At 54.7% G+C, this 16,441-nt stretch carries 13 protein-coding genes; 3 read left to right on the top strand and 10 right to left on the bottom strand.

Annotated elements, in window-relative coordinates:
• Positions 1–353: 353 nt before the first annotated feature.
• Both FOM92_RS14780 and FOM92_RS14775 read right to left on the bottom strand, forming a co-directional pair.
• A complete protein-coding gene (locus tag FOM92_RS14780; protein ID WP_143777575.1) occupies positions 354–1,763 on the bottom strand; it encodes an aldehyde dehydrogenase family protein in 1,410 nt (469 codons plus the stop codon).
• 169 nt (positions 1,764–1,932) lie between these two features.
• Positions 1,933–4,509, bottom strand: a complete 2,577-nt coding sequence (locus tag FOM92_RS14775; RefSeq protein WP_246087367.1) for a TonB-dependent receptor — start codon at positions 4,507–4,509, stop codon at positions 1,933–1,935.
• 233 nt (positions 4,510–4,742) lie between these two features.
• Between FOM92_RS14775 and FOM92_RS14770 the strand changes: the two genes are divergently transcribed.
• On the top strand, positions 4,743–6,143 hold the full coding sequence (locus tag FOM92_RS14770; protein WP_170226910.1) for a sulfatase-like hydrolase/transferase: 1,401 nt from the start codon (positions 4,743–4,745) through the stop codon (positions 6,141–6,143).
• Between the two features lie 24 nt (positions 6,144–6,167).
• Here FOM92_RS14770 and FOM92_RS14765 read toward each other — a convergent pair whose 3' ends face one another.
• The 7 genes from FOM92_RS14765 to FOM92_RS14735 form a co-directional block, all read right to left on the bottom strand.
• Positions 6,168–6,965, bottom strand: coding sequence for a crotonase/enoyl-CoA hydratase family protein (locus tag FOM92_RS14765; RefSeq protein WP_143777572.1), 798 nt, complete (start codon positions 6,963–6,965; stop codon positions 6,168–6,170).
• A gap of 105 nt (positions 6,966–7,070) precedes the next feature.
• A complete protein-coding gene (locus FOM92_RS14760; RefSeq protein ID WP_143777571.1) occupies positions 7,071–7,940 on the bottom strand; it encodes a glutathione S-transferase family protein in 870 nt (289 codons plus the stop codon).
• Between the two features lie 44 nt (positions 7,941–7,984).
• Positions 7,985–8,752: a thioesterase family protein gene (locus FOM92_RS14755; RefSeq protein WP_170226909.1), complete on the bottom strand. Its 768-nt coding sequence runs from the start codon at positions 8,750–8,752 to the stop codon at positions 7,985–7,987.
• Between the two features lie 103 nt (positions 8,753–8,855).
• The gene (locus FOM92_RS14750) at positions 8,856–9,422 is read right to left on the bottom strand and encodes a TetR/AcrR family transcriptional regulator (protein ID WP_170226908.1); all 567 of its coding nucleotides are present in this window, start codon (positions 9,420–9,422) and stop codon (positions 8,856–8,858) included.
• A 255-nt stretch (positions 9,423–9,677) separates the two neighbouring features.
• The gene (locus FOM92_RS14745) at positions 9,678–10,511 is read right to left on the bottom strand and encodes an SDR family oxidoreductase (protein WP_143777568.1); all 834 of its coding nucleotides are present in this window, start codon (positions 10,509–10,511) and stop codon (positions 9,678–9,680) included.
• A 23-nt stretch (positions 10,512–10,534) separates the two neighbouring features.
• Positions 10,535–11,512, bottom strand: a complete 978-nt coding sequence (locus tag FOM92_RS14740) for an acyl-CoA dehydrogenase family protein (RefSeq protein ID WP_170226907.1) — start codon at positions 11,510–11,512, stop codon at positions 10,535–10,537.
• A gap of 13 nt (positions 11,513–11,525) precedes the next feature.
• Positions 11,526–12,665 carry an acyl-CoA dehydrogenase family protein gene (locus tag FOM92_RS14735; RefSeq protein WP_143777566.1) on the bottom strand — a complete coding sequence of 380 codons (1,140 nt, stop codon included), beginning with the start codon at positions 12,663–12,665 and terminating at the stop codon, positions 11,526–11,528.
• 217 nt (positions 12,666–12,882) lie between these two features.
• On the opposite strand from FOM92_RS14735, the gene FOM92_RS14730 reads away from it, so the two are divergent.
• Together FOM92_RS14730 and FOM92_RS14725 are read left to right on the top strand one after the other, a co-directional pair.
• The gene (locus FOM92_RS14730) at positions 12,883–13,863 is read left to right on the top strand and encodes an NAD(P)H-dependent flavin oxidoreductase (protein WP_143777565.1); all 981 of its coding nucleotides are present in this window, start codon (positions 12,883–12,885) and stop codon (positions 13,861–13,863) included.
• A 19-nt stretch (positions 13,864–13,882) separates the two neighbouring features.
• Positions 13,883–15,136, top strand: a complete 1,254-nt coding sequence (locus FOM92_RS14725) for an acetyl-CoA C-acetyltransferase (RefSeq protein ID WP_143777564.1) — start codon at positions 13,883–13,885, stop codon at positions 15,134–15,136.
• Positions 15,137–15,178: 42 nt separating this feature from the next.
• On the opposite strand, the gene FOM92_RS14720 is transcribed toward FOM92_RS14725, so the two are convergent.
• Positions 15,179–16,405 (bottom strand): NAD(P)/FAD-dependent oxidoreductase, encoded by a 1,227-nt coding sequence (locus tag FOM92_RS14720; protein WP_143777563.1) that lies wholly within the window; start codon positions 16,403–16,405, stop codon positions 15,179–15,181.
• Between the last annotated feature and the right edge of the window lie 36 nt (positions 16,406–16,441).

Raw genomic sequence — 16,441 nt, 5'->3', positions numbered from 1 at the left:
CCGGTGCCTATAGTTGAGTGGAACAAGCATATGGCGCTATCAGTGGGAAAAAGGCGATTGCCACCCGCCCGTGGAGGTTGTCGACGGAGCTTGCAGACCCTCGATTACAAAGACAACAAGCTGGCTTATGGTAGCTGGCAATGAAGACTTGGACGCCTGCATGAGCACGTCTTCGGTAAAGCCGCTAAAGCCGGGGAGCTTTCTTTCCGTCCGTGCGGGGCCGAGCGTCAAGGCAAAGGAGATAGCCCTCCTGCGTTCAGGAGATGCGGTTTGGTACTGCGATGATGCGGGTGCACGGCATCGCAAATGTAACCATTGTTGAAGCGCTCTGACAGAGTCAGAAGTGCTGTCCATCACCTGCCTACAAAATAGGTCTTTGGTTTAGTATATGCCATAAGCCCTTCGATGCCGTTCTCAACACCCAATCCTGATTGTTTATGACCAGCAAAAGAGGCAAATGGGCTCAATGCAAATGCTTCGTTGATCCATATGTTCCCAGTTTCAATTTGATCAGCGAGTTTCAAAGCCACATCAATATCAGTCGACCATATAGTTCCAGCGAGTCCAAAGTCGCTGTGGTTAACCCTTGCAACAACATCGTCAACATCACGGAACCTGATCAACGGAAGTATGGGACCGAACTGTTCTTCTTGAACTATTCGACTTGTCTCTGGAGGATTGTCGACGAGGGTCAGCGGCATGAAGTAACCGGTACCGCACGGTACCGTGCCCCGGATCAGCGTGAAAGAATTTGACTCGCAGTCGGAAATAAGGTCGTTCAATCGGTCGAACTGCCGTCTGTTCTGGATCGGCCCATGAGTAATACCTGTCTCGCTGCCATCTCCCACATTCGCATCCTTAACGATGCGCGCTAGAGCGTCCCGAAACTCATCATATATGTCCTCATGAATATAGGCGCGCTTAGTCGCAATACAGATTTGCCCGCTGTTTGCGAAAGCTGAATGAAAAACCTTTTGTGCGGTCTCTTCGACTGGAACATCAGGCAAGACTATTGCTGCATCGTTGCCTCCCAGTTCCAAGGTCAAACTCTTCAAACTTGACGCCGCGGCGGCCATGACGCGCTTTCCGGTTGATGTGGACCCAGTGAAACTGACCTTGTCGAAGCCTGGGTGGGCAGTCATTAGCGGACCTAAAGCGTCGCCTCCTGAGATTATATTTAATACTCCCGCAGGTACGAAATCGCGCACTAGTTCACCAATACGCAGCATGGTCATTGGCGTGAAAGGCGAAGGTTTCAGCACCATTGTATTACCAGCAAGTAAGGCCGGACCAATCTTAAAAGCAGAAAGTGCGACGGGGAAGTTCCAAGGCGATATTGCTGCCACAACTCCTATCGCAACATAGCGCGTGATATGGTGGCGACCAGGCGCCATCTCGGTTTCGCGGTCCGGCAGAGTCAAGGTTGCGGTTGAACGCAGCCAATGCGCTGCAGTCATAATTTCAGTCATGGCTTGATCAGCAGGTTTGCCTTGCTCCCGGGTCAGCATGGCGGCAAGCTCAGCTGCATGATGGGCAACAGTCTCGCCTATTCGGGTGACAATTGACGCCCGTTCAGGCCATGTCTTCCGGGACCAAGCTTTGGAAGCGTCACGCGCTGCTATTACGGCTGCATTAAGTTCGGTGTGACCGGCATCAGGCACCGTGGCGAAGACCATTCCGGTCGCCGGGTTCCGCACCTCAAGCAAGGATTTGGCGATCACAGGCTCACCGCCAATCGTCATGGTTAATTCGGGTTCGGGCATGGATCAGACTGACTCTGTATTGAATCTAATGGACAGAAAAAACGTTAGTCCGCGCAGCAGCTATTCTAAAATTGGCTGATTAAAATACGGGAAGTTGGTTTCCCTACTTCCCGTATCGAAAGGTCTTACTTGTTCATCGGATGATGAAGCTGGCTTGTCGCCCTGCCGATCAGAACTTAGTCCTTACTGTTAAGCCATAGGTTCGAGGTTCGTCGAAGAAGGTAAGATATGACCGTGCACCCGCAACCCCTCGAAGTGGCGTATTGGCTGTAACTGTCCGAGTTATCTCGTTGCTGAGATTAGTTCCCCAAAACTCAACCGTGAAACGTTTGTCTGGGGTGGTGAAACCAATTCTAGCATTCACCTTGAAGAAGTTTTCCTGCACAGGAAACAGGGTGCCATTTGTGTCCCTCGGCTGGACTTGCACCCGAAATGAGTCCGAATATTGCAGATTGACATTGGCAAGGAGCCCCCAAGCGGATCCACCCAACGGGCCATCATAAGTAAGTCCAGCAACGCTAGAAAAGCGGGGAGAACGAACTAACTTTGCTCCACAAAGGCGGCTGATGGTCGGAACATCGCTCGCGACAATGCCCGCAGTGCAATCGGAAGGATAGCGTGTGTTGAGATACGTTCCAGATAGATTGAGCGAGACGTAATCAGCAAGTTTGCCAAATAGCTCAGCCTCAACGCCTGTTGACTTCACTTTCCCGACATTGAAAGTTCGGAATTGCAGTCCATTGAATTCGAGCTGTTGAAAGCCGTTAATATCCATATGGAACAATGCAACATTCGCGTTAATCCTGCCCAAAGTCGCCTTAAAGCCAACTTCGTAGGCGTCTATTTTTTCGGACGAGAAGCGTGGATCGGTATATTGCGGAGCAGCTCCAGTTGTTAGCACTGCAGCAGAGTTGCTCAGGATAGCTGCTGTAGGATCAAGATTGAACCCACCTGATTTGAACCCATGACTGAAGCTTCCGTAAAGTAGCGTATCCGTGTTAGGCTTGTAGGAAATTTGAGCTGTATAGGTCAGTTCATCATCCTTGAATGTATCTGAAAACTCACGCGGAAGTGGCAAGAAACGACTGGCCAATCCTCCACCCAATCCCGTTGGTGCGGTTATGGAAACCGGTGTCGCAGTATTAAAGCAATTGAGGCTTTGAAGCCCTCCTCTGACTGCAGCCGGCAACGCATTATAGGCACCAGACAAAAGCCCGTTTACGACTGCTTGACACGCCCCATTGGCTCCTTGAAGCTGATCGAAGCTTCCATCCTTTGTTTCGCTCACATAGCGAGCACCCAACGTTAAGCTGAGCTTGTCCGTAAGATCGAAGACATTGTGGGTAAAGATAGAGTAAGTCTTACCCTGTTGGTTGAACTGGTTGGCAGCGTTTGCTCCAGCAGCGTTCACAGGTATCCCGCCATTTCCAAGAGCTGTGAACGCGAAGAGCGGATTTGGACCAAGCGCAGTTCCGAAATTGAAGGCGCTTGCGGCAGCTTGGAAATGTGTGCCCAAGGTCGCCGTAGCCGTACTTACGATCTTTTCGTCCCCGAAAAACCCGCCAATGAGCCAATCTAGTTTGCCATCGAACGCATCGCCTTGGATTCGCAATTCGTGCGTTGTGGACTTGATGCGATCGCCCGTCGGGGGCTGCCCAGGAACACTCGACTCGCCGCCGATCCCCTGAGTGAAAATCCTAAGTCCGACGAAGTCAGTTTCGGCTGTGGAGGAGGATTCATAGTCCCGGTATGAACCAATATAAGTCAATTTGGCACCGCCAAGATTGTATTTCAGCTCGCCTGAAAAACCCCACTGCTTCGCCCCATTGAAAAACTGGCCGCCATTGGTCTGCAGATTGCGAAGAGCAGAGGGCCCCGAAAAGGTTACACCCGAATTTGGCAGGCCATGAAGGGCAATATTGGCAGGATTCAGTGCCAATTCAGTTTCGCGAAATATCACTCCATCGCAGCACTTTTCGTCAATTTTTGAATAGTCGGCGATCAAGCGAATGCTCAGGTCCGCGCTTGGCTCAAAGTATAACTGGCCACGCAGAATCCATCGGTCCTTGTTGTGACTCTCTGCACCACCAGCGCTCTCAACATATCCGTCGCGTTTCCTCCATGAACCAGTCAGCCTGAACCCGACATTCTCGGAAATCGGTCCGCCCACGCCGGCTTGAAGGTTCATCAAATCATAGTTGCCATAAGTAACGTTCGCAAATCCATCAAAGTCGGTAAGGCTGGGCTTCTTAGTAGAAATGCTGAGAACGCCCGCAGACGTATTCCGCCCAAACAGAGTTCCCTGTGGGCCGCGCAATAGTTCAAGCCGCTCAAGGTCGACTAGCTCGCCTAGCGCGACGCCGGGCCTAGATTGATAAACGCCGTCAATGAAGATGCCGACCGAACTTTCGAGGCCAGCGTTGTTGCCTGGAGTACCAACGCCACGTACGCGGATTGCAATTCCAGAAGTTTCAGTCTGGGTGGACTGAAATGAAAAGCTCGGTGAAATACTTGCCAGCTGCTTCACATCAACAACGCCCTGCCGCTCAAGTGAAGTCGGACTGATTGCAGTGACCGCAAGTGGAATGTCTTGCACGCTTGCTTCGCGCAGAGTCGCCGTCACAATGATTTCGTCGTTGCCGGATGTTTCATCGGCAGTGTCCATACCGGACTGTGCCATTGCCGGAGCCGCCAACGTCAAGCTGCATACCGACGCCAGCATCGCTATCCTGAAACTCGTCTTCATCTGCACTCTCCCTCTCCTTGTGACACCGTTCCCATATTCGGATGAAGATTCTGCGCTCCACCCGATCATTTAATTCAGAGCGACCGGCAGCCCCTGAATCTAGGTTTGCAGATCCCAATTAACGGGAATAGAAACTAACCAGTAAGTTTTTCTTGTCAAGTGGCCTTGTGAAGTATAGCCGAATGACAACAGTGTGCGGTGCCGCAGCGCCTAAAAAGATGGAGTGGTTCACTATGCAGGCTACCAGACGGGAAGTCATTGCAGGTGCGATGTCGGTTGCCGCACTCGGCACCGCCGGTGCCGCCGCCGGACGAACTAAGCGCCCTCGGCGCAAACCTAACTTTGTGTTCATCCTCGCCGACGACCTCGGTGCTTTTGACTTGTCTTGCTACGGCCGGGAGGACTACCAGACCCCGCACATCGACGGCCTCGCGCGACGTGGAATGCGGTTCGAACTGGGCTATGCCAGCTCCAGCTCCTGCGCACCGACACGGGTCGGCCTCATTTCTGGACGCTATCAGAACCGGTTGCTGGCCGGGTCGGGAGAAGGCGGCGGCTATACCCGCGGGAAGATCGGTTATTCGGGGGACTTGCCTTCGCTGCCTGGCCTGTTCAAGGCCGCCGGCTATCGGACTGGGTTAGTCGGGAAATGGGGCATCGGCGAACTTCCGGACTATGGGCCTCGCAAGAGCGGTTATGACGAGTTCTTCGGCCTTATGGGTGGCGGTATCGACTATTGGTCGCATGATTTCCTCGACCCGCTCACAACGGGTCCGCGGCGCCCGGACCTGTACGAAAACGAAACTCCGGTAACTATCGATGGTTATGCTACAGACCTCTTTTCAGACCGCGCCTGCGACTTCATCCGGCGAAACGTCGAACAGCCCTTCATGCTGTCGCTGCACTACACTGCCCCACACTGGCCTTGGCAAACGCGGGTTGAACGCGGGTCGCAGCGGATGACCGACATACATTTTGAAGGCGGTTCGCCAAAGATCTATCGCGACATGGTTTTGGCGATGGATGAGGGGATCGGCAAGGTTCTCGATACCTTGCGCAAGTACCGTATGGACCGCGATACCGTAGTCATCTTCACCAGCGACAATGGCGGCGAGCGCTTTTCCAAAACATGGCCCCTGCGCGGGGCCAAGGGCGAGCTTTGGGAAGGCGGCACCCGGGTTCCATTGATCGTCAGCTGGCCGGGACGAATTCGCGCGAACGCAGTCTCCCGTCAGGTCGCCATTTCTATTGATTTCCTGCCAACGATGGCCGCGCTTGCGGGAATTGCGACAGATCCATCCTATCCACCCGACGGGATCGACTTGTCACCGCAACTCTTCGGTGCTCCTGCGGTTGATCGAACCGTTTTTTGGATGACCCCCGGAGACCGACTGGCCGCGCTGTCTTATCCTTGGAAATATATGCGCAATGGCACTCTGGAATACCTCTACAATCTGGACGAGGATCCAACCGAACACGCTAATTTCAAGAACAGAACCCTGTCCATCTTCTCCGATCTTAAGGCAAAAGCCCACTCCTGGTCAAAACAGATGCAGAAGCCAATGTCGGCTGTACCACGATCCATTGTCGAGCAGGCCGAAGCCCTGGAAATGCCAAAACTTCCGGGCAAATAGGCGCGGCAATTTGGTGTCCGCAGGCTAGTCTAAGAAAGACGGATTGCGACGCTCGGTAAAGGCCGAAACCGCCTCCTCGTGGTCGCGCGTCGTGTGTGCCAGCGCCTGCATTGCGGCCGACAACTCGAGCGTGTCGCTCAGTGTTGTGGCGTGGGCCTTACGCAACAGCCGTTTCGTCATCCGGACTGCATGTCTCGGGTTGCTAGCGATCATGTTGGCAATGTCGAGCGCTTCGGAAAGCAAATCCTCGGCAGCCACTACCCTTGAAACCAGGCCGCAAGCGAGAGCCTGGGATGCGTTCAAAGTTTCGCCGGTCAAAGCCATTTCGGACGCCTTCGAAAAGCCGACAATCCGAGGCAAGAGCCATGCACCACCATCACCCGGGACCAGACCAACCTTCACGAAACTTTCGGCAAAGAGTGCATTCTCGGATGCAATCCGGACATCGCACATGCAGGCAAGGTCGCAACCCGCGCCGATCGCAGGGCCATTAACCGCCGCCAAGACGGGCACCTCCAATGCTTCAAACAACAGCGGCAGCCGCTGGATACCGCGCATATAATTTATCCGGGTATTGACTGGTGCCTCGTCACGCAGGCCTTGGCCCGGTGCCATCTTCTTCACGTCTCCCCCCGAAGAAAAGGCAGTGCCAGCACCAGTAAGAATAACAGCTCGAACGGAAGCAGTGGCGTCGGCACCGAGCATTGCTTGCGCCAGAGCATCGACCATTTCGATGTCAGAAATCGGATTTCTGCGCTCGGGTGCGTTAAGAGTCACAACGAGAACCGGTCCTAATTGCTCTTCAAGAATGAGATCTGTCATTTTTTCCATCCAATCAAGAAAGGGCTCTAGTCATTTTGATCTGATCAAGACTTGAAGCGGCATGTAAGGTTTCGGTGGGGTCGAGGTTGGGTCAAGTATGGTAAGCTAGTTTTCCCCGACTACGGTGACTAAGTCGGTTCCGCATATTCGCTGCACAACGTGCAACAGGCCTGTCAAAAATCCCAAGCCCGATGGCATGTGGACTTCGCTCCGAAAGTCGTCGCGTGCGTCGAGCGCATCGAACCACATACCTAGTCGAGGATGAAGGCGATGCAGGGGATAGGTGGCTTCGTTCAGCCGCTTGACATAGATGTACCAAGCGATGTCGAGCAGAGTTAGTGAGTCGCCAAGTAGAAAATGCTGGCCTTCAAGGCGATTCTCATACTGTTCGAGCGCCCTTCGGAAACGCTCAAAAGCCATGCACGCACGCTCGTCGCTGATCCCGTTATTACGTATCATATCGCGCCAGAATTCGGTTTCACGCACCCGGTTTGGGTCAGCTTTACCGTTAACCTTGCCTGAGCCCAGCGCCTCATACTTAAGGATCGAGCTCTCGGGCTTCTTTACTAGAAATGACGGCACCACAAACCGCATCGACAAGGCCCTGATGTCGAGATGCAGTTCATCTTCTTCGCGAAGCAGGCGGTGCATCTCTTCCTTGCGATCGGCCGGTATCAGCACTGGCTCGGGAAAAGACACCTCCAAATATTCAAGAATATCGTTGCTCTCGATAATCACCTTACCGTCGTGCACCAACGCAGGCACTAGTCCCCGCGGATTTATTCCCATATACCAATCCGTTACATGCTCACTCTTGGCGAGATTAACGTGGTGTGAGGTCCAAGGGATTCTCTTGAGATTCAGGAATATGCGTACTTTTTGTGAGCAGGATGATCCATTGTAATGAAACAGATGGAGCCCTCTCCATTCCAGCACCTCCTTCGTTAGGACATCACTTTCGTGTAGCATTACCATGGATGGTTTCCGTATTTTTCACGAATTATGAGCTGATACTTTCGTTACCGAGGAGCGATAAAAACGGTTTGCAATCCACGAGCGTAGACACCCTTTTCGTCTGCGAACAGGGTATGCGCAGTTCCATGTCCGTTGCCAGCCGTGTGGGTTTCAGCATCCAGCAAGAACCAATCACCGACGGGCATCCGCATGAACTGCACCGTGATATCCAGATTGGGCATGGCCCATTCAAGCGGTCGAAGTGCGTTACCGAAGCCATGTCCAAAGTCTGCAAATAGGCACGCCTTTACGAAGTTCGATGGTGTCTCGCCTTCGATCACTTCACCGTCGGTCATTGTCATCCACCAAACGGCTCGTCCAGGCACACCTGGGTCGCCGCTGACCCGCCGGAACGATACTGAACCGCCCATTTGCGCGAGTTCTGGAACTGTCCCTGAAGGCATGTCCTTGGGCTTGGGATAGTTAGATGGCATTGCAAAATCTGGCGTCGCTAAGCGACGCACACGAAGTATGTGAGCTTGCGCCACGACTTCACCTTTTGCCAGCAGGCTAATGCAGTGGAGCTTGGTTTGCTCTCCGTCGCGCAAAACCCTAATAGAGCGCGTTAGCGGCAGATTGGGAACCTTCCCAAATATATCCAGCTGAAAACGGGCGATGGCGAAGCGCTCATTGAGCACAGGGTCCTCGGCACAGGATGCGAGTAGACAGCTTGTCGGGCCGCCGGCGATCCATTTATTGCCATGCCAGGGACTACGAGCCAGTTCCGTAGGATGAAAAAACTCTCCATCCCGGACAAAATATGTGTTTGGCACAAGGCGCGGCCTTGCATTAAGTGAAGACACTAGATTTACTCCGAGACTTAAAATTTGGTCTGTCGCATGCGCAATCTAAGTGCTTCAATAAGAACTCGAGTCCTTATTTTCCTAGACTGGCAGCTCCACGCATGAACAAGGACCAGTTGGCATCAATTACTTCTTCTTCAGATAACCCTCTCTTTTTTTCTACAAACCATTTGCCTGGCCCGAGAGCGAGCGCGATGAACGATCTAGCGAACAGCTCAAGGGGAATGTCATCACGCAAATTCTCAGCTTTCTGGGCTTCAGTAATCAGATGCTTAATAAAGCTTAGATATTCACCGGCGAGCTTATCAATCTCATCATGATCGGTCAGCCGGTGTCTCTCGCCATCGATAATCCTGACCTCGTGCCGGTGTTCGATCGCGAAATGGGTGTGAAAACGGAACAGCTCGCGTAATTGATCGAGCGGCGCCGCCTTACCGGCGGCAATCCGCTGCGCCTCTTCGAGTGCGCGTTTGTGGTTACGCCGCACAATCGCCTGAAGAATGGCGGCCTTGCTCGAGCCGTATTTGTAAAGCGTTGGCTTGGAAATGCCCAAGCGGCTGGCCAACTCATCCGTACTAGTCTCGTGAAAACCCTTCTCGGCAAAAAGGTTACTTGCAGCCTCAAGGACTGAATCAGTCAATTCTTCTTGTCGGCTCCGTCCCATACTACACCCCATTCACAAAATGAAACTAACCCGTAAGTTTAGCTGCGTCAAGCAGCTTGCACCGTCGGGGGTTGACCTCGGCACCGCGCGCCCGCATCGATCCAAGGCCAGCGTTAAAGTCAAAACTCAGGTTTAGGGATTATCCGCGCCGGTTCCACCAAAAAATTGACCAGCCGGTCCGGAGCAGAAGAACTAATGCATGGCACAGCGGCATGCAATTTGGAGTGGGTTTTAGAGGATGAACTGATCACCAGAAGCCCGGACTGTTATGTCGCCAATCGACACGCCCAGCGGCTGGTCAATGACGTGAAGTATCGCGTCTGCGATATAGTCGGGCGAGAGGCGGGCATAGGAAATCCCTTGGGAATCCAATAAATAGTCTCCCCTACCCTCTTCGACTGCCAATAACATCTCTGCGAGATCTCCGGCATTTTGACCCACGATTCCAACGCCTGCAGCACGGTTAATAACTGATCCGGTTAAACCCGTTCCGGGAACTCCGGTAGGCTTCACTACGGAGACTTTAATCTTGCCTCTCGTTTCGACCCGAAAGCTTTCGGAAAGAAAATTGACCGCAGTCTTAGTCGCACCATAGACGGCTGCGCCGACGACCGGGAAATTGCCGTAAATCGAACTAATGTTGACGATCTGCCCTCTGCCTTTTTCCATCATCGGATCATGTGCAGCAATCATACCGTTGAGCACACCTTTGATGTTGACATCGATCGCGCGATGCCAAGCCACATGGGCGGTTTCGTGATCACTAAAAAATGCCAGCGGCATTATGCCCGCGTTGTTAATCATCACATCGACCTGACCGAACGCGTTCACTGCGGTAGAGACCAGGGCCTTGACGGCATCAAGTTCGGTCACGTCGACCTGCTTGGCCAGGGCTTCGCCACCAGCTTCGCAGATCTGGGCCGCTACGGCTTCAGCCCCTTTGATATTCACGTCACCCAGTGTGACTAGCGCACCACGTGCCGCAGCCTTTCGTGCGACGAGTTCGCCGAAGCCTCCACCGGCCCCGGTTATAACGATGGATTTCCCCACAATATAGTCGTTCATACCGTTTATCCTTCCTTTGGGGCTTACACTACCGATCCTGCAGCATCGGACCGGCGAGTGATTTCCGGCCAAAAGCCGCCGCCGCTCAGCTTGGAAACGTGCTGCCCCAGCTGGCCTGCCCAATAGGCGTCGTTACCGCAATCCCCGCGCCAGGCCATGAGCCGGCGCGTATAGCGGTTAAGCGCATATTCGATTGTAAAGCCGATTGCTCCGTGCAGTCGATGGGCAATCGGGAAACACTTCTCGATCGCCATATTTGCTCGCAGTTTTGCAGCGGCGATCTCGAATGCCGCCCCATCATCGAGCACATTGCCTTTGTCGAGCGCCGCAGCCATTGCCTGCCCGGCCGCATCAATCGCCGCTGCTTCGACCGAAAATTCAGCCATGGCCTGTTGCACCGCCTGAAAGCGACCCAACGCCTTACCAAACTGGACCCGGGTGTTCACGTGTTCGAGCGTCAGTTGGAACGCCGCGTCCAGCGCCCCAGCCGATTGTGCCACCAAGGCAAAGGCTCCCATCGCGATGAGATTTGCTGCACACGGCGCGCTCGCCAGTGGCGCGCCACCCGGACAGATGTGGTCAAATGGCTCTCCGGCAAGCGAATAGCCTTCGACGACCTCGCTAGTCGCTACTTCGACCAGCCTTAGCTCACCATCCTCGATCAAGATGACGCAGCCGCAATGCCGTCCATAGCCAACCTTGCCATTGGCCCTCGCCAATCCGATAAGACCAGCAGGAGGCTTGATCCCTGCTTCCATCAGCAACCGGGGAGCAAAGATAGCGTCGCCCAAAGGCGCCGAAAGCGCATACCGTCCCGCAATTCGCAGCACAGCATAGGCATCACCCCAGTCGCCGCCAAATCCACCCTGTTCCTCCGGGATTAGCAGCGAAGCAAAACCTGCCTCCTCGATCCGGGGCCAGGCATTATCGAACCCAACCTCGGCAAGTTCGGAAAACAGTCCGTTCGCCATTTCACAAAGCAGCTGACGTGACTCGCTCATGACCAACTGCTCCTCACCGCAACCCCAAACCCTTGGCGATGATCCCCCGCAAAACTTCCGGAGTGCCCCCGCGCAGCGAGAAACTCGGTGAGGCAACAAGCACATGCGCGAGCATCCGCTCCAAAGCACTCCCAGCGAGCAGATCTGGATCGACGGCCGCCTGGATGAGTCGCGGCATGGCCTGTTCGAAGGCGTTACCCAAATCCTTGACGATTGAAGCCTCGATCACCGGGTCCTCACCCGCAGCCAGCTTGGCTGCGGTCGACATCGACATTTGCCTCAAAGTCCAGATCTCCGCGGCCAACCTGCCAATCAACTGGACAACCGGTTCGGGCGGATCAGCGCCGATCGCATCGACTAGTTCAACAAACAGCATATAGGTGGAGAGGTACCTTTCCGGCCCTGAGCGCTCATATGCCAACTCTGCCATAGCCTGCTTCCAACCTTCGCCCTCGGTACCCACGAGAGAGTCGAAAGGGATCAACACGTCATCGAAAAAGACTTCGTTGAAATGATGCTCGCCCGTCATGTCGATAATGGGCCGTATGGTAACACCCGGCAGGTCAAGATCGATCATCAGCTGCGATAGACCAGCCTGACGCTCCGACGCGGGATCGGTCCGCACCAAGGCCAACATCGCCTGACATTCATGGGCGTTACTTGTCCAGATCTTTTGCCCGTTGAGCACCCATCCATCGGGTGTCCGGCGCGCTTGACTGCGAACGCTCGCCAGATCTGAACCGGCGTTCGGCTCAGACAATCCGATACAGGCAAAGACCTCACCGCGGGCCATTCCCGGCAGGTATTTCTCGCGCAGAAGCTCATTACCGTAACGCAACAGCAGTGGCCCGGTCTGGCGATCAGCGATCCAGTGGCACCCGCAAGGTGCGCCGTGCGCCAGAAGCTCTTCGAGCACCACATAGCGTTCAAGTACCGAACGTCCCTGTCCGCCATATCGCCTTGGCCAAGTCAATCCGAGCAGTCCCGCATCGCCCAGCGCACGCGAGAATCTTGCATCGCACTTGAGCCACGGATTGCATCGCTCTTCCGGCGTCCAGCGATGGTCGTGCTGGCGTATGATCTCCCGCACCTGCTCACGTAGACGTGTAACATCGCCTGGGGGATCAAATGCTCGAATCGGAAAAATCTGCATCGTTACTCTAACACCACAATACTTCGGACGAGAAAATCGGTGATACCCAGTCCCAACTTAAGCTTACTCTCCCATGAACTACGACACTTGACAAGCAAAACTTACTGGTTAGTTTTATATCTTGTCATCAGCGACACTTGCTGTCGCATATTAGCAACCTTTGGTGCCGGTTGATGGCATTGAAGCCCAACCCGTTTAGAGGAGTGGAATTTCCCCGATGGCACTACGCACAAGAATTACGGAGCGCCTAGGAATCGAGCATCCGATCGTTCAAGGCGGAATGATGAATGTCGGTTATGCCGAGCTCGCTTCAGCGGTTTCGAACGCGGGCGGATTGGGCATCATTACTGCCCTGACCCAACCATCTCCCCAGGCGCTTCGTGATGAAATCGAACGCACTAAAGCGATGACCACAAAGCCGTTCGGCGTCAACATGACGATCTTCCCGACCGTCAACTCTCCAGATTACAAAGCATACGCACAGGCGATCATCGACGGCGGGATTACCATCGTCGAGACAGCCGGTACTCAGGCGGTGCGCGAAATATGGGAGATGCTTCGCCCACACGGGGTCACAATTCTTCACAAGTGCACTGCAGTCCGACATGCACTTTCGGCAGAGAAAGCCGGTTGCGATATCATTTCAATCGACGGCTTCGAATGCGCCGGACATCCCGGTGAAGATGATATCCCAGGCCTAATCCTGATCCCGGCGGCCGCTGACAAGGTGAAGATTCCAATGCTTGCGTCTGGCGGTTTCGGGGATGGGAGAGGCCTCGCGGCGGCCCTTGCTTTGGGCGCAGACGGAATAAATATGGGAACACGGTTCTGCGCGACTGAAGAAGCCCCAATTCATGACAAAGTTAAGCAAGCTTATCTCGACAATGACGAACGGGGCAGCTTGTTGATCTTCCGCGCATTCAAGAACACAGCAAGAGTCGGAAGAAGCGCAGTATCGCAAGAAGTTGTACGCCGACTTTCTAAGCCAGATGCTGTGTTCGACGACGTTCGCGAGTTGGTATCCGGCGTTGCGGGAAAAGAACTTCTGCAGACAGGCGATCTCTCAAAAGGAGTGTTTTGGGCCGGGATGGTTCAGGGGCTCATTCACGACATTCCCACCTGCCACGAACTGATTAATCGAATTGTGGCCGATGCTGAAAGCATCATCCGCAAACGACTTTATGATATGATAGTCTAATTAACAAAGGAGTTGACCGATGCGTGAAGCCTATATCATCGACACCTGCCGTACGCCTCGCGGAATTGGTAAACCAGGCAAAGGTGCACTGTCCCACCTGCACCCTCAAAATGTTGGCGCTACTGTCCTTAAGGCGCTCAAAGAACGTAACAATCTAGACACCACAACTGTCGATGATATCATTTGGTCAACCAGCACACAGGAAGGCAAGCAAGGCGCTGACCTCGGCCGGATGGCAGCACTGGTTGCGGGCTATGACGTAAAGGCATCGGGAACAACCCTAGATCGCTTCTGCGGAGGTGGCATAACGGCCGTTAATCTCGCCGCCGGCTCTGTACTTTCAGGAATGGAAGACTGCGTTGTCGCAGGGGGCACAGAATTGATGAGCTACCAGCAGGTACTGGCTGCCCAACGCGCCGAATTCGGAATAGAGCCACGATTAATTGGCTCGCACAACGATGTGCTCGATGCCATGCACCCCCAGTCCAATCAGGGCGTCTGCGCCGACGCGATTGCTGCAATCGAGGGGATTGGCCGGGAAGATCTCGACGCGCTGGCACTGGAAAGTCAGCGCCGCGCCGATCGCGCGATCCGCGAAGGGCGATTCGACCGATCGGTGGTGCCGGTATACAACCCTGACGGTTCACTTGCTCTCGATCATGAGGAGTTTCCGCGTCCTGAAACGACCGCCGAAGGTCTGGCATCACTCAAGCCTTCGTTCCAAGTCATTGCCGATGTCGATCTTGGTGACGGACGGACTTGGCGTAAACAGATCCAGCGGGTCTATACCGACCTCCAATTCGAGGCTGTACACCATCCCGGCAACAGCTCGGGCGTGGTCGATGGAGCGGGTGCAGTCCTGCTAACCAGCAAGGACTATTCCGACAAGCATGGCCTAAAGCCGCGTGCGCGCATCGTGGCCTATGCCAATCTGGGCGACTGCCCAACGCTGATGCTCAATGCCCCAGTCCCGGCAGCCCGCAAAGTGCTGCAAAAGGCCGGCCTGACAGTGAACGATATCGACCTATGGGAGATCAACGAAGCCTTCGCGGTAGTGGCTGAGAAGTTCATCCGAGACCTTAAGCTCGACCGCGAAAAGGTGAATGTCAACGGCGGCTCGATCGCGCTAGGGCACCCGATCGGGGCGACGGGCGCCATGCTGATCGGTACCGTACTCGACGAACTGGAACGCACCGATGGCCGCTATGGCCTGGTCACGATGTGCGCAGGCGGCGGCATGGCCCCAGCAATAATCATCGAGCGGATGGCCTAAAAGACAGGGATCGCTCAGGGAGCCTTGTGCACAGGGCGGGCTCTAAAGCCGTGGCAGGTCTTTCAACGGACGGCTTGTGTCGACCAGGTCTTCGGGCGCGATCATCGCCCACTCCTCGATCAGCTTGCGAGCCTGCACATAATCCCTAGTCGCGTTGATCGCATCGACAGCGATCAGACGCCCCGCCTTGAGGTAGAGTACCGAAAAGCACCGCGCAGCACAGTCGCCGCGCAGGATCGCGGCGTCATACCCTGACGAAATCCCGACGGTCTGTAGCTTCAGATCATACTGGTTGGACCAGAACCAAGGTATTGCGGCATAGGATTGTGCTTCACCCAGGATGGCCTTTACTGCGCAAGCCGCCTGATCATTGGCATTCTGGACGCTTTCGACTCGCAGCACTGCACCGCCAGCAAAGCGGTTGGCCTGTGCGGCGCAATCGCCGATAGCGTAGATGTTCTCGTCACTGGTGCGGCAGAAGTCATCAACCTCAATCCCATTTTCACCTTTGATTCCCGCGGCGAGCAAAGGCTCTACGGAAGGGATAATTCCGATCCCGACAATTACCATCTGGCATTCGATCAGGCTGCCATCAGCGAGGCGCACTCCGCTCACCCGATCCAAACCCTCAACCGCACTAATGGCAGCTGACGTCCTGAGATCAACACCTTGCGCGCGGTGCTCGGCTTCGTAGAATGACGAAACATCCTCGCCAGCCACCCTTGCAAGCACTCGCGGCAAAGCCTCTAGGAGCGTTACCTCCTTACCAAGCTTCCGGAGCACGGCTGCAGCCTCGAGCCCAATGTAGCCGCCTCCCACGATCACCGCGCGACTTACATCTGACAGTTGGCCCAGAATCGCGTCGGCATGGGCCCGCGTTCTAACGACGTGAACCCCCTTTAGGTCCGTGCCGGGGCAAGCCAGGCGGCGCGGCTCTCCGCCAGTTGCCCAGATAAGTTTGCCATATCCCAGACTGCTGCCATCGTTCATGGTTACTTGCCGCGCTGTTGGTTGGACCGCGGTCACCTCAAGTCCCAGCAGCAATGCAATAGCCTTTTCCTGCCAAAAAGAAGCTGGACGGATCAGCAGACGCTCCCATTCCTTATCACCGAGCAGATACTCCTTGGAAAGCGGAGGTCGTTCATAGGGCAGCTCGTTCTCGCGCCCGGCGATGGCGACGGTGCCAACAAAACCTTGCTGCCGAAGCTGGATTGCCGCATAGGCCCCTGCCTGACCACCCCCCACGATCAAAACATCAAAATGCGGCATATGCTTTCTCATATTTGCGAAGGCTCGGATTGACAT

This window comes from Sphingorhabdus contaminans, assembly GCF_007280415.1.
GTDB classification, from domain to species: Bacteria; Pseudomonadota; Alphaproteobacteria; order Sphingomonadales; family Sphingomonadaceae; genus Sphingorhabdus_B; species Sphingorhabdus_B contaminans.
This window is presented reverse-complemented; position numbering and strand designations above follow the sequence as displayed.

Excerpts from the sequence above, each read along its gene's own strand:
- FOM92_RS14780 (WP_143777575.1), bottom strand. The coding sequence starts at position 1,763 with ATGCCCGAACCCGAATTAACCATGACGATTGGCGGTGAGCCTGTGATC.
- FOM92_RS14775 (WP_246087367.1), bottom strand. The coding sequence starts at position 4,509 with ATGAAGACGAGTTTCAGGATAGCGATGCTGGCGTCGGTATGCAGCTTG.
- FOM92_RS14770 (WP_170226910.1), top strand. The coding sequence starts at position 4,743 with ATGCAGGCTACCAGACGGGAAGTCATTGCAGGTGCGATGTCGGTTGCC.
- FOM92_RS14765 (WP_143777572.1), bottom strand. The coding sequence starts at position 6,965 with ATGACAGATCTCATTCTTGAAGAGCAATTAGGACCGGTTCTCGTTGTG.
- FOM92_RS14760 (WP_143777571.1), bottom strand. The coding sequence starts at position 7,940 with ATGGTAATGCTACACGAAAGTGATGTCCTAACGAAGGAGGTGCTGGAA.
- FOM92_RS14745 (WP_143777568.1), bottom strand. The coding sequence starts at position 10,511 with ATGAACGACTATATTGTGGGGAAATCCATCGTTATAACCGGGGCCGGT.
- FOM92_RS14740 (WP_170226907.1), bottom strand. The coding sequence starts at position 11,512 with ATGAGCGAGTCACGTCAGCTGCTTTGTGAAATGGCGAACGGACTGTTT.
- FOM92_RS14735 (WP_143777566.1), bottom strand. The coding sequence starts at position 12,665 with ATGCAGATTTTTCCGATTCGAGCATTTGATCCCCCAGGCGATGTTACA.
- FOM92_RS14730 (WP_143777565.1), top strand. The coding sequence starts at position 12,883 with ATGGCACTACGCACAAGAATTACGGAGCGCCTAGGAATCGAGCATCCG.
- FOM92_RS14725 (WP_143777564.1), top strand. The coding sequence starts at position 13,883 with ATGCGTGAAGCCTATATCATCGACACCTGCCGTACGCCTCGCGGAATT.
- FOM92_RS14720 (WP_143777563.1), bottom strand. The coding sequence starts at position 16,405 with ATGCCGCATTTTGATGTTTTGATCGTGGGGGGTGGTCAGGCAGGGGCC.